Origin of the sequence: Dongia deserti (assembly GCF_003574735.1) — a bacterium.
Lineage (GTDB): Bacteria > Pseudomonadota > Alphaproteobacteria > Dongiales > Dongiaceae > Dongia_A > Dongia_A deserti.
The window spans coordinates 1-12,147 of record NZ_QORW01000016.1; the positions used below are offsets into that span (position 1 = coordinate 1).

Consider the following 12,147-nt stretch of genomic DNA (forward strand, 5'->3'; position numbering starts at 1 on the left):
GATCCAGTGAATAGGGTCGTGACATCGATGCTGGCCTCCACCCCAGTCAGCATCTTGAATCACAAATCACCCCAGCTGGGAATCCCACCAGATTCACACTTCGGGAAACGTGCTCTAGCGCACCCGCTTGCGGCGCAGCTTGCGGCCGACGGGGTCGCTGAACATCTGATCGAGCATGATGTCGGTGCTACGCGGGTCGTTGCGCTTGCGCAGGTCGTCGGGTGTCGCCGGCGGCGGCTCTGCCTCAGGCAGAGGCGGCAGCGGCGCTTTCTCCTGCGGTGGCGGTTCCGGCTGTTTCTGCCGGTCGGGTGCGGCGGCTTTGTGCGTGGGCTTGAGGTACGCCGTCAGCGTCGGCAGGGGCGGTCGAGGCTTAAGCTTGGGCGCCAGGAAGCCGATCGCGTCTTCGGGCTCGGCCGCTTCCGGCGCGGGCGGTGTTTCCGCGCTCGGTGCCTCGGCCATCGGTCGCGCGGAGGGCGGGGCCTGAGCTGGTGCGGGGACGGGCGGACTGACCGGAGCTTCGATGATTGGTGCGCCGGCAATCTCCTGCGGCATTGAGATCGCGGGCGTGCCGGCAATGCCAGGCGTCACCGTCACGTGTGGCTGCATCAGGCACCAGGCGGCGATCACGGTCGCAATCAGGGCAACGCCCGCCATCACGGGCCGGCTCGCCGGCGCCTGCCATCCGGCGATGGCGAGCTGCCGCGCCGTGACGCCGGCGGCGTGCATGCGCCGCGTCGTCTGATCGACGTAACGTGCGAGCGCCGTCGCCAGCGATCGGCACGCCGCGCCGCTCAGCGTGAGGGCCGCGGCACCGAGCGCCACGGCGCGGCGCTGTGCTTCGCCGATGCGGCTTCGCAGCGTCGGCCTCAGTGCCCCCCAGGCTGCAGACACGCGCGCGCGGATGTGGCGCTGTGCCCGTTGCACGGAATTCGCCAGCGCCGGCGCCCATGTGCACCACACTGCCACGCCGAGGCTGTGTGCCGCGACGCCGAGTGCACGGGCCTGCCGCAGCGTTGCATCGATGCCGAACGTGAGTGCCGCTCGCAGTACACGCCAGCCTGCACTGCCGGCCGCGCGCGTGCCAGCGCCAAACGCACGCGTGCGCTCACCTGCTGCCCGGATGCGATTCTCCAGCGCCCGGTGCAGCGGGGTCGAGGACGACGTGCCAAATGCTTGCGCCCTGGAGCGCGGCATGCCGGCCGGCGGCGACGCCTCGCCGACGCTGCGCTCCGCTGTCATGCCGATGGCGTTCTGGTTCGGGCCCTCGTCCAGCACGCTCCTGAACGCCAGTCCGTAGGAAGATAGAGGTCGACCCAGTCGCGCCCTGGTCCGCTCGGCGTGCGGCGCGCGCGCCTGCGCGGCGATTCGCAGCGTACGATCGATGCGGGTCACCATCACCACGTCCAGTTCCGGCAGCGGCGGCTGGTCTGCCCGCGCCGGCTGTGCGGCAGCTGGCGTGTCCGATGGCATGGCAGATGGTTGAACGGTCGGTGCGCTGACAGGCGGCGCACGTGCCGGCTCGCCGGCACGCTTGCGCGCCTCGCGCCAACGTGCCATGCGCGCCGCCATCTCGGCGGCGACGTCCGCCTCGCTCTTCTTCGACAGATCGAAGGCGCTCGATTCTCCCGGCGGCGGCTTACCGCGCCCGTTTCGATCCACGATCCACGATCTCCCCCCGCTCGGACGAATCAAAACAGCCCGACGTCTTTCCCCAGGGGTCCTCCGGCAATCCGGAGCAGCAGGTGGCCGCCGGTATAAAATCCTCGGCCCTCGGCGAACGGCCACACGCAAACAAATTTTGAGTGAATCTATCGTCCTCGTGCGAGTCGCTGCAAGAATCCGCGCACGCGCTCGCGTCCCAGCTGCGCGACACGATCGCAGCATCTGAGTAAGTGCGGCACGCTGCAGATGGGCTGCTGATATTGGCTGTCGGCAAGCGCGATCAGGAAGCCGGCACCGCCACGGCGCGCCGCTTGGGACTCAATGGCAGCAGGTGATACCGTTCGCCGAGGCGGTCGCGGTGTTGAAGAAGATGCAGGGACGCCGGTGTAGGGGGAGCGCTTGGACCTGGGTCACGTCGCTACAACAGATGGGCGGGAGCGCTCCGCTCGCGCTCCAAATACAGTCACGAGAAAGTGGCCGGCTCCCTGATACACTCGCCCTGCCCCGCTGTTTGCTAAGGGATGGCCGGCCCCACGAGACGGGCCGGTGCGAACAGTGGAGACAGAGAATGAACAGATGCGCACTTCTGCTGCTCTCAGGCGCCGGGCTGCTGCTGGCGGGCGGGACCGCGCAGGCTGGTGCGTGCACCGCCGAGATCATGGCGTTGCAAGAGCAGATGGCGAGAATGCCGACGATCGCGAGCAGCTCCCCATATAGTCCGGATGCGGGGCCTGCCCCGCTCCCGCCCGCCCATGGGCCGCTCCCCTCGCCGGGTGAGACGTTGGGCGCGGCACCCGGCGCCGATGCGGGCGGTGGGCGTGAGCAGGCACATGCAGTGCCGAGCGGATCTGCCGAGGCCGGCAGCTCGCCGGGCAGCGAGCCTCTGCCGGTGCCGGCTGCGCGCAGCGGCACCTTGGCGCAGGGCGGGACTGTGCCGCCGCCGGCCGAGATCCAGCCGATGGATTCAGATGCGATTCAGGCCGGCCAGATCGGCGCCGCCCCGGACAGGGCTACCTCGGCCGACATCGACGAGGCAGCGAAAGCGTTGGCCCGCGCTCGCGCTTTCGATCGGGCGGGCGATGAAGCGGCCTGCCTAAACGAGGTCAACAAGGCGAAGAACGAGCTCGGCGAGCTCCGCCAGCAATAGGCCGGCAAGCAGCGCGATCACCGTGCCTCGCATCGTGCGAGGCGCGGTGCTTGGTCTTGCGCCGTTGTCCCTTGTGATGGAGTTCACTTCCCCCGAGGGTGATGCGTCGCCTACGCTGGCCGCATCGTAGGATCCGACGTGACATTTCGTAGAAGGGTATTTCATCCGTGCCGCACATTCGGAAGATCGCCATTTCGCTTGCGCCTGCTCTCATCGCAACGAGCATTGCCGGTTGCGCTTCGCCCTACGCCGCGCCACCGCCGCCGGAACCGCTGGCCATTACGCCGCAGACCAGCGCGGCCCTCAGCACCTACCTGCGGGCGGTCAAGGTGACGCGGCCCGGCGCCTTCGCCGTGTCGCCGGACGGGCGCAATTCCTTCTATACCTATTGCGGGCAGATACGATGTGCCGTGTCGAACTATTCGATGCCAGCGCTGCGCGGCTGCCACAATCTGAGCGGCACGCCCTGCGTCCTCCTCTATGTGCGCGACGAGCCGCGCCTCGCCTTTACGCGCATCGAGAATGATCTTCCCGGCCGTCACGGGTCGGAGAGGCAGCGCGAGGTCGATTTCGATCTGCATGACCGATGAAGGAGCAACAGCCGCGCGGGTCGGGTGTTGTCGCTGTTTGCGCGCATAGGCGGTAGGGGTAGCCTCACATTAATTTCAGGTGGCGATCTCGGTGCGTTTCGCCCCTCGACTGTTTGCCAAGTGACGCCAGCGAGGGCGATTGCATGTCGCGAGGGCAATGCTGGTAGTGGACACTGGCAGACGGTGGAGAGGAGCTCATGAGACGGAAAACAGCACTTGCATTCGGGATCGGCGCCAGCCTGATGCTGGCGGCAGGAACGGCAAGCGCCAATTGCGCGAGCGAGGTGTGGGACCTGCAGCAGCAGATCGGAATGCAATCGAACATCCAGCAGCCCGACGCGAACCCAGCGACCGATTTCGCGCGTGGCAGCTCAACGATGAGCCCGAGCGGCGATACGGAAAACTACGGCACGTCCACCGGCACGCCCGAAGGGACCGCCAGTAGCAACGCGCCAATTGGGTCGACCGAGTTGAGCGCGGTGGATCAGGGGCCGGATGCCACTCCAGCGACGGACTTCACGCGCGGCAGCTCGACCATGAGCCCGAGCGGTGACCCGGATGGGGTGGGCACATCGACCGGGCTGGCTGCAACGGGCAATCCGGCCGCTCAGGTCAAAAGCGACCCAACGGTCACGGGCAGGGTCGGTACTGGGACTATTACCGAAACCACGCGGGCCGGCACGCTGAGTGAAGAGCCCGACAGCCGATCTGTCGCCCTTGCCTCGCTGAGGAAGGCGGAGATCTATGCCAACGCAGGCCAGGAGGAAGCCTGCATGGCGGAGCTGAGCATCGCCAAGCAACACATGGCCGTCGAGTAGCATTCGACGTTCGAACAGCGAAATGGCCGCGGCTGGAAGAGTCGCGGCCATTCCTGCGCGTGCGCCCGGCCGTCGTCGTTTGTCGACCAGCGCGCAACATAGACTTCGATCTGCACGATCGGTGCTGATGAACAGGCCGTGATGAAGAGGCAACGTCAGCGCTCGTCCGTTGTTGCATCCCGATTCGGCTGCGCGGTGTCCGTTGAGCGCTATTCGGCTGCGGCCGGTGGTCGCGCCGCGATCACATTAATTTCAGGCCGCGATTCCGGACGGTTTTCGGTTCCTCCGCTGTTTGCCCGTTACGCCAGGGTGAGCGCTCGCATTCCGCGAGGGCAGGGCTGGCGATAGACAGTGGAGAGAAGTTCATGACACGGAAGATTGCACTTGCGTTCGGGATTGGGGCGAGCCTGATCCTGGCGGCCGGTGCCGCCAGTGCCGATTGCGCGACCGAAGTCAACGCGTTGCAGCAGCAGCTGGGCGCGCTGGATGTGCCCGCTACGAGCAGCGACACGGAGATGAGCGCGACCGGCGGCGTGACCACAACGCCCAGCGACAGCAAGATCGAGCCGTCGACCGACCAACCTGATGTAGCGGAGACCGCGCCCACCACCGACGACCCTACCGTCACGGGCACGGAAACCACGACTGAGACTGAAAGCACGGCGACCGCAGACACAATCACTACGACGCCGAGCGACAGTAAGATCGAGCCGTCGACCGACCAACCTGATATAGCGTCGGGGACCACGACTGTGCCGAGCGGCACGGTCGGCACCGGCACGGTTACCGAAACGACGCGGCTCGGCGACATTCCCGCCGACAACCGCTCCGCTGCGATCGCGTCATTGAAGCAGGCGCAGCTCCATGCCGATGCCGGCAACGAAGACGCCTGTATGTCGGAGCTGGAGATGGCCAAGCAGCATCTGGGCGTGGAATAACGTCCCCTCGCTAGACGAGACACGGCCGCGGCCGCGAGGAACCCTCGCCAGGAGCTTTCTCCCGCCGCGGCCCTCTTTTTGTTCTGCCATAACCGCGCCGGCTTGGATGCTGGCGACGGCTCGCATCCTCCAAACGCGGGCCGATTGCGCAACGCCGGCGAATCGCGGAGAGTGACGAACCGGCGTCCTCTGCTCGCGATCTATGTCCAGCCAATTCCCTGCCAGCATCGACCGTCGCACCGTCACTGCCTTCCTGCGGCGCGTGATTGCGGCCGCGGAAGCTCTGCCGCGCGACCGCCTGCATCAACGCGCAGCGTGCCCGGCCGGCATCCCGCTCGACCTCTGGTTCGATACCGAAGCCGAGGCGGATTTGAACGCGCCGCGGCTCGCCGACGCAGAGACCCATCCTCGCAGCAAACCGACGCGGATCTATGTGTTGAGCGCTGCCGGCCTCGGTCTGGAGACGCCACCGAGTTGGGGCGATCCCGACTGCGATGCGGCGACATTCCACGCAATCCTGAGTGAAGCAGGCCTATGCGGCGCCTATCCGTTCCGACCGCAGGAATGGCTCGCGCTCGACACCACGGCGGGCATCGGCCTGCAACTCGCGCGCGCCCCCGCCGATCTCCCGGCTTGGTTCGCCGGCGCGCCGCTGCGCCAGCATCTGCACTGGCTGCTGCGCGCACGGGGTGACCGCATCGCCCATGCCGCGAGCCTGGGCTGTGATGGGCGCGGCATCCTGCTGCTGGGACATGGTGGTGCCGGCAAGTCGGGCACCACATTGGCGGGTCTGGCCGCAGGCTTGCAGACCGTCGGCGACGATTACCTCGCGCTTAGTGGAACGGCACCAGCGGTTGCGCGATCGCTGTTTCGCATTGCCAAACAGGATCGCGCCGGGCTTGCGCGCACAGCTCAGCTGGCGGAGCGCCTGGCCCATCTGCCGCTGAACTGGATGAACAAGGTCGAATTCGATCCGACCACCATCTTTCCGGATTGCTTCGCCGACGCGTTGCGGATCGACGCAATCGTTCTGCCGAGAGTCGCGCATGCGCAGGTTCCCCGCTTCGCTGCCGCGACGCCAGGCGAGGCGATGCGGGTGCTGATTCCCTCCAACCTCTTTCAGTTTCCGGGCGAGCCAATCGATGGCCTGGATTATTACGCTGACTTGGTGCGAGGCGCGCCGGTCCATCACCTGGAATTGTCCGACAGTGCTGCCGACAATGGCGCGGCCCTGGCGGAATTCGTAGCCGCGTTGGCCTGACAGTCGGTTGCGACCGCCGGGCGTCCGGCCCTATGTTGGCCGTATCATGGAGGGGAAGATCCGCGCATGGGTTTTGCGGCAGATATCACGGTGGTGATTCCAGTCTATAATGGGGCACTGTATCTCGCTGAATCGGTCGAAAGTGTGCGTCGGCAGAGTCATCGGCCGGGCCAGATCATCCTGGTCGATGACGGTTCAACCGATGCGACGCCCGAAGTCGCCGAACTCTTGTGCCGCGATCGAGAGGGAACACCGGTCCGCTACGTGCGCCAGGACAATGCTGGCCCCGCGGCGGCAATGAACCGCGGAGCCACCTTGGCGGACAGTGCCCTTCTTGCCTTTCAATCGGCCGACGACATCTGGATCCCGCAGAAGCTCGAATGGCAGTTGAAAGCCTTGGCCGACGGCGCCGACCTGGTGTTCGGCCATATGCAGAACTTCATCAGCCCGGAGCTGGATGCGGCCACGGCCGCCAGGCTCCAATGTCCGCCTGAGCCGATGGCGGGCTGCAATGCCTCAACGCTCCTGACGAGCCTGGAGACGTTTCGCAAGGTCGGTCGCCTCGATGAGCGGTTCCGCATCGGGGAGTTCTTCGATTGGTACGGCCGCGCCAATGATCTAGGGCTGACGTCGGCGATGTTGCCCCAGGTTGTCGCGATGCGGCGGCTGCATGGCAAGAACCACAGCCTGAGCCGCAAGACCGAAGCAGTCGGCTACGCCCACGTGCTGAAGGCCATGCTGGACCGGCGGCGCGCGGAAAGCGGGCAGCCATGACGCTGATCGCGCTGTTGCAGGCGCGCAACGAGCAGCGCTTCCTGCCCGGTTGGCTCGAGAACGTGGCACCCTGCGTCGATGGCATCATCGCGCTCGACGACGGCTCGACCGACGCAACCGCGGATATCCTGCGGTCGCATCCCAAGGTAATGGAGCTGCTCAGCAATCCCCCCGGCCAGCCATGGGACGAGCGCGGCAATCAGATGGCGCTCATCCAGGCCGGCCGCCGCCACGGTGCAAGGTGGTTCTTCTGCATCGATGCCGACGAGCGGCTGGAGCGCGCCGTTGCGGATCGTATCGGCGATCTGCTGCGCGAAGCAGATACCGGCAACATCCATATCTATTCTTTTCAGCACCGCGAGCTGTGGGGTGATCGCCATCACTACCGCAGCGACGGCGACTGGAACACCGCAGCGTGCTATCGCCTGTTCCGTAACGATCCAACGCACCGGCGGTTCGATCCGCGACCCCTGCACCGCTACTGGTTTCCGTTCGAGCTGGCCGCGAACCTGGAAAGCTGGGGCCGGCATACGCAGCTCAACATCTACCACCTGCGGATGATCGCGGCGTCTGATCGCACGGCGCGGATGGAGCGCTACGAAGCGATGGACCCGCAAGGGCTATATGAGCCCAAGAAGGGTTATCGCTACATGATCGATGAAGCGGGGCTCCAGCGCACCCGAGTGCCGCCGGAACGCGATTTCTTGCCCGTCGCCGATCCGGCGGTCCCCGTCGCTGCGCATTGAGCATCGACCATTACCGATGCTATTGTCCGCGCAGTTACAAAGGGGGAATCGTCATGAGCCAGCGGACTGTCCTTGAAATCGCGGCGCCGCAGTGCGTCGCGCAGGATTTCGAGGGCGAGGTCATCGTGCTCAATCTAGCCGACGGGACCTATTACAGCCTGCGCGAACTGGGAGCAGTATTGTGGCGCGATCTGGCGGCGGGCCATCCGGTGGAAACACTCGCCGCGCAAGCAGCGGGCAAGCTGGGTGGGCCTCAGCCTGTACTCGACTTCGTAGCCAATGCGACTGCGCAGGGCCTGCTGCGCCCAGCCCCCAATACGGCGTCGCCAACAGCCGAACCGCAGCTTCCCAGCGCTTTGGCGGGCGGCGGCGAAGCAAAGCTGGTCTTCGAAGTTTATGAGGATATGAAGACTCTGATCCTGCTCGATCCGGTGCATGAGGTTGACGAGACCCGAGGCTGGCCTAACTTGCCCGCGAACACTTAAGTCCCTCGCCATCGGCGAACCGCCGCTGCCAGCCTGTCCAGCCGGGTGAACGGCACGGGCCGGCCCCAGCTTGCAACCATATTCCGGATCTCCACGCGGTCGTTGGTCCGCACGCGCACATGATCGATTCCGCGCAAGGCGAACAGGCAAGCGGGGCATAGTATCACCACATGCCGGCGAACCCTGCCGCCGCGCGCCTTGCTGGCGCGTTCGACCGGGATCATCTTCAGCGCAAGGCCAGGCCCTTCGATCTTCAGATAAGCGTGACCCCGGGCGTGATGGACATCGAATGAAAGATGTAGGCGCAGGCGGGCAAACGAGGTGGCGCCGGTCGGCACCGGAATCGCGATCTCCTCGCCCGGCTTCAGACGTGCGTGGCGGACCACGCGCGGCGATGTCTGGCCCAGCGGGGTAGCCGAACATGGCTGATCGCGAGCGATACGCATGGCGCGCGCAGACGCCACGATGCGTCGCGCCTCGAACTGTGCCGGATTTCGCGCGCCATAGCCTGTGGTGCGTGTCTCGAATTCGGTGAGCGAATGACTGCTCAACCGTTGTGTCAGCGCCCGTAATATATCGAGCGGCACCGGGCTGCCGATGCGTTCCCGCAGCATCAGCAGCGGTGCGGCGATGTACGGCTCTATCCGGCGCCTGCGAGCCTCGTGCAAGAGCAGATCCCAATCGATCTGGCCGGCGCGGATCAGCGGATCGACGTCGAGTGCCCAGTGGCCTGTATTCGACGCACCATACAGCAAGGATTGCCCCAATGTTACCAGCGCGAAGTCCGTGGGCGCAGGGCGGAGCACATCGACATCCAGAAAGCGGACCGGAAGCGCCCGGTCCCACAAGTCGAGATCCTGCCCCTCGTTGACACATTCGGCGAGCGCATGGCGGTGCAGATCGAATTCTCCTCGCGCGCCTGGAATTGGGCTACGAAGACCGATCGCATGCCTGTGCCGCAGGTTGTCGATGTTGGTGTCCTTTTGCCGTGCCCCGACCCAGCCTTCGCGCCTCGCAATGCCAACACCTCGCTCCCAATCCGCGGGATGAATCAGCACATCGATATCCCGCAGCGCGCGATCTTGCGCCAGCGTCGGATCGGTCGAAAGCCGTGCTGCGCCTTTCATCAGCATCAGGCGCAGCCCCTCCGCCTGGAGAGCCGCAAGCAGCGGACGCACTGTGCCGAGGGTCATCTGGGTCTGGGTCCAGATGTAGCGGCGCGCGCCGACAAGGCGCGGATCCGGCGCCGCACCGGGCGCCAACGCGCGCATCCGGTGTGCGATGGCCGCCAACAGGCACACTTCGGCCCAGGCGGCATCGGCGAGATCCTGTCCCGCGTCCCACTGTCGCCATGCGCGCCGCGCCGTCTCGAGATCGGCCAGCGCCGCGATCAGCAGCAGAATCTGCCCTTCCGGCGGCCAATAGCGCCGGAGACATTCATGCATGGATGGATTACCCCCTCACCCGGCGAGACCATAATGGGTGCGGCGCGGCGACGCCAGTGCTCTTGGCGGATCACCCAACGTTTCGGCTGAGTTCCTCCACCAGCACGCGGACGTTTTCCGAGTAATCCACCGGCGCGACCACCAGCTGCACGCCACCATCCCGGAATGCTGCTTCCAGGGCGGGGGCGAGGCCGTCTGCCGTTTCGACGCGTCGGCCCTTGGCGCCGTAGGATTCGGCATATCTGACGAAATCGGGATTGCCGAAGCCCAAGCCGAAATCGGGGAAGTGGTCCACCGCCTGTTTCCAGCGGATCATGCCATAGGCGTTGTCCTCGAGGATCAGGACCACGAGATTGAGCTTCAGCCGTACGGCCGTCTCCATCTCCTGGCTGTTCATCATGAAGCCGCCGTCGCCGCAGACCGCCATCACGCGCCGGTCGGGATATAGCATCGCCGCCATCATCGCGGATGGCAGGCCGGCGCCCATGGTAGCGAGCGCGTTGTCGAGCAGCAGGGTGTTGGCCACGTGCGTGCGGTAGTTGCGCGCGAACCAGATCTTGTACATGCCGTTGTCGAGGCAAACCATTCCGTCCTCCGGCATCACGTCGCGCACGTCGTGCACGATGCGCTGCGGCGTCAGCGGAAAGCGCGCCTCCTCCGCACGGTCGCGGATCCTGTCCAGGATCTCGTTGCGCAAGATGGCGAATTCCGGGTCGAGATGGAGCCTGCCTTCGATCCGATCGGCGAGCAACGCAAGGCTCGGCCCGACATCGCCTACTAGCTCCGCATGGGGATAGAACACCTGCTCCACATGGGCCGGCGTGAAGCCGACGTGGATCACTTTCGGTCCTTTGGGGCCCATCAGGAATGGCGGCTTCTCCACCGTGTCGTGGCCGACGGAGAGGATCACATCGGCGCGGTCGATCGCACGGTGAACGTAATCGCGCTCGCTGAGCGCCGCCGTGCCCATATAGAGGTTGGAGCCGCCGGTGATCGCGCCCTTGCCCATCTGGGTGTTGAAGAACGGCAGGCGCGTACGCCGCACGAAATCGGACAGAGCTTCGGTCAGGCGCGGCCGATTGGCACCGGCACCCGCCATCAGCAGCGGACGCTTGGCTGCGAGCAGCATCTGCGTTGCGCGCTCCAAGGCCGCGGGATGCGCGACCGGCACCGGCACATCGTGCGGCGGCACCAGTGGTACATCCTTGATCTCCTCGCCGGCGATATCCTCCGGCAGCTCCAGCAGGACGGGGCCGGGGCGTTCCTCCATCGCCACGCGGAAAGCATCGCGCACCAGAGTTGGGATGCTGGCACCGTTCACGATGGTGCGTGCCATCTTGGTGATCGGGCGCATGGTCGCGATGATATCGACGATCTGGAATCGCGCCTGCCGGCTGAACAGAATGCCCTTCTGGCCGGTCAGCATGATCATCGGCATCGCGCCGAGGTGGGCGTAGGCCGCACCGGTGGTGAGATTGAGCGCGCCCGGTCCCAGCGTGGTGATGCACACGCCCGGCCGACCGGTGAGGCGCCCGTGGGTCGCCGCCATGAACGCCGCCGCCTGCTCGTGGCGCGTCACCACCAGCTCGATGCGCGACCTGCGCAAGGATTCGACGACATCGAGATTCTCCTCGCCCGGCACGCCGAAAATCCGCTCGACGCCCTCGTTCTCCAGAGCCGCCACCAGCAAATCGGAACCCTTGATCATGTTCACCCCGAACTTCGCCCAAAAGCCGATGCGGCGAACAGCGGCCGCCGTTGGCTGTTTAAGGGACAGGTCAAACGACGCTCTAAACTACGCTCGCCGTGCCGGCTTGGGAATCGCAGGCTGAGGCGGCGACGATTAGGAGGATAACGATGATCAAGACCTTATTGATATTCGGAACGGCCGTCGGATTGGTGGCGGCGGCTAGCGGGGCAAGCGCTGGCGCCTGCACGGCGGAAATCGAGGCGCTGCAAAAGCAACTCTCCAGCAGCGATGCCGGAATGGGTCCGACCGGCACCGGCCAGGTCGTCGAATCCGGCCGGCTTCATCCGCCGACCAATGCGATGAACGAGGCGGCCGAGGGCACGGCTACCTCATCTGAGGATGTGCTGAGCCAGAATGTGGGCGAGCCCACCGATGCTGAAGCGGCCCAGACGGGCGAGTTCGACGCCTCCGCGGCTCCCCTGCAGGCAGAAGCCGCGCTGGAGCGCGCTCGGCAGTTCGATCTGGCCGGCAACGAAGCCAGCTGCATGAACGAAGTCGCCAAGGCGAAGGCGCGGCTCGATATTCAATAGG

Annotated in this window: 12 protein-coding genes; 9 read left to right on the plus strand and 3 right to left on the minus strand. The window is 65.8% G+C overall.

All coding sequences use genetic code 11. The features are described from left to right. Positions 1–114 precede the first annotated feature (114 nt). Positions 115–1,659 (minus strand): hypothetical protein, encoded by a 1,545-nt coding sequence (locus DTX69_RS22015; protein ID WP_119303743.1) that lies wholly within the window; start codon positions 1,657–1,659, stop codon positions 115–117. Positions 1,660–2,230: 571 nt separating this feature from the next. On the opposite strand from DTX69_RS22015, the gene DTX69_RS22020 reads away from it, so the two are divergent. The 8 genes from DTX69_RS22020 to DTX69_RS22055 all read left to right on the plus strand — a co-directional run bounded on the left by DTX69_RS22020 (position 2,231) and on the right by DTX69_RS22055 (position 8,421). Further along, the gene (locus tag DTX69_RS22020; RefSeq protein WP_119303744.1) at positions 2,231–2,809 is read left to right on the plus strand and encodes a hypothetical protein; all 579 of its coding nucleotides are present in this window, start codon (positions 2,231–2,233) and stop codon (positions 2,807–2,809) included. A 167-nt stretch (positions 2,810–2,976) separates the two neighbouring features. Beyond that, positions 2,977–3,399: a hypothetical protein gene (locus DTX69_RS22025; RefSeq protein WP_119303745.1), complete on the plus strand. Its 423-nt coding sequence runs from the start codon at positions 2,977–2,979 to the stop codon at positions 3,397–3,399. A 197-nt stretch (positions 3,400–3,596) separates the two neighbouring features. Further along, on the plus strand, positions 3,597–4,217 hold the full coding sequence (locus DTX69_RS22030) for a hypothetical protein (RefSeq protein ID WP_162917452.1): 621 nt from the start codon (positions 3,597–3,599) through the stop codon (positions 4,215–4,217). A gap of 365 nt (positions 4,218–4,582) precedes the next feature. Beyond that, positions 4,583–5,155 (plus strand): hypothetical protein, encoded by a 573-nt coding sequence (locus DTX69_RS22035; protein WP_119303747.1) that lies wholly within the window; start codon positions 4,583–4,585, stop codon positions 5,153–5,155. A gap of 202 nt (positions 5,156–5,357) precedes the next feature. Beyond that, entirely contained in the window at positions 5,358–6,416 is a 1,059-nt protein-coding gene (locus DTX69_RS22040; RefSeq protein ID WP_119303748.1) for a phosphoenolpyruvate carboxykinase (ATP), read from the plus strand. A gap of 66 nt (positions 6,417–6,482) precedes the next feature. Continuing rightward, entirely contained in the window at positions 6,483–7,190 is a 708-nt protein-coding gene (locus tag DTX69_RS22045; protein ID WP_119303749.1) for a glycosyltransferase family 2 protein, read from the plus strand. Then, the gene (locus DTX69_RS22050; protein ID WP_119303750.1) at positions 7,187–7,936 is read left to right on the plus strand and encodes a glycosyltransferase family 2 protein; all 750 of its coding nucleotides are present in this window, start codon (positions 7,187–7,189) and stop codon (positions 7,934–7,936) included. The genes DTX69_RS22045 and DTX69_RS22050 overlap by 4 nt, the downstream gene beginning before the upstream one ends. 53 nt (positions 7,937–7,989) lie before the next feature. Beyond that, positions 7,990–8,421 (plus strand): PqqD family protein, encoded by a 432-nt coding sequence (locus DTX69_RS22055; protein ID WP_119303751.1) that lies wholly within the window; start codon positions 7,990–7,992, stop codon positions 8,419–8,421. Here the strand turns inward: DTX69_RS22055 and DTX69_RS22060 are convergent. Both DTX69_RS22060 and DTX69_RS22065 read right to left on the minus strand, forming a co-directional pair. After that, entirely contained in the window at positions 8,418–9,866 is a 1,449-nt protein-coding gene (locus DTX69_RS22060) for a nucleotidyltransferase family protein (RefSeq protein ID WP_119303752.1), read from the minus strand. The genes DTX69_RS22055 and DTX69_RS22060 overlap by 4 nt on opposite strands. 70 nt (positions 9,867–9,936) lie before the next feature. Continuing rightward, the gene (locus DTX69_RS22065) at positions 9,937–11,574 is read right to left on the minus strand and encodes an acetolactate synthase large subunit (protein ID WP_119303753.1); all 1,638 of its coding nucleotides are present in this window, start codon (positions 11,572–11,574) and stop codon (positions 9,937–9,939) included. A gap of 149 nt (positions 11,575–11,723) precedes the next feature. Between DTX69_RS22065 and DTX69_RS22070 the strand changes: the two genes are divergently transcribed. Beyond that, positions 11,724–12,146 carry a hypothetical protein gene (locus DTX69_RS22070; RefSeq protein WP_119303754.1) on the plus strand — a complete coding sequence of 141 codons (423 nt, stop codon included), beginning with the start codon at positions 11,724–11,726 and terminating at the stop codon, positions 12,144–12,146. Position 12,147 lies beyond the last annotated feature (1 nt).

Coding starts and splice junctions, on each gene's coding strand:
- DTX69_RS22020 (WP_119303744.1), top strand. CDS start 2,231: ATGAACAGATGCGCACTTCTGCTGCTCTCAGGCGCCGGGCTGCTGCTG.
- DTX69_RS22030 (WP_162917452.1), top strand. CDS start 3,597: ATGAGACGGAAAACAGCACTTGCATTCGGGATCGGCGCCAGCCTGATG.
- DTX69_RS22035 (WP_119303747.1), top strand. CDS start 4,583: ATGACACGGAAGATTGCACTTGCGTTCGGGATTGGGGCGAGCCTGATC.
- DTX69_RS22040 (WP_119303748.1), top strand. CDS start 5,358: ATGTCCAGCCAATTCCCTGCCAGCATCGACCGTCGCACCGTCACTGCC.
- DTX69_RS22045 (WP_119303749.1), top strand. CDS start 6,483: ATGGGTTTTGCGGCAGATATCACGGTGGTGATTCCAGTCTATAATGGG.
- DTX69_RS22050 (WP_119303750.1), top strand. CDS start 7,187: ATGACGCTGATCGCGCTGTTGCAGGCGCGCAACGAGCAGCGCTTCCTG.
- DTX69_RS22055 (WP_119303751.1), top strand. CDS start 7,990: ATGAGCCAGCGGACTGTCCTTGAAATCGCGGCGCCGCAGTGCGTCGCG.
- DTX69_RS22060 (WP_119303752.1), bottom strand. CDS start 9,866: ATGCATGAATGTCTCCGGCGCTATTGGCCGCCGGAAGGGCAGATTCTG.
- DTX69_RS22065 (WP_119303753.1), bottom strand. CDS start 11,574: ATGATCAAGGGTTCCGATTTGCTGGTGGCGGCTCTGGAGAACGAGGGC.
- DTX69_RS22070 (WP_119303754.1), top strand. CDS start 11,724: ATGATCAAGACCTTATTGATATTCGGAACGGCCGTCGGATTGGTGGCG.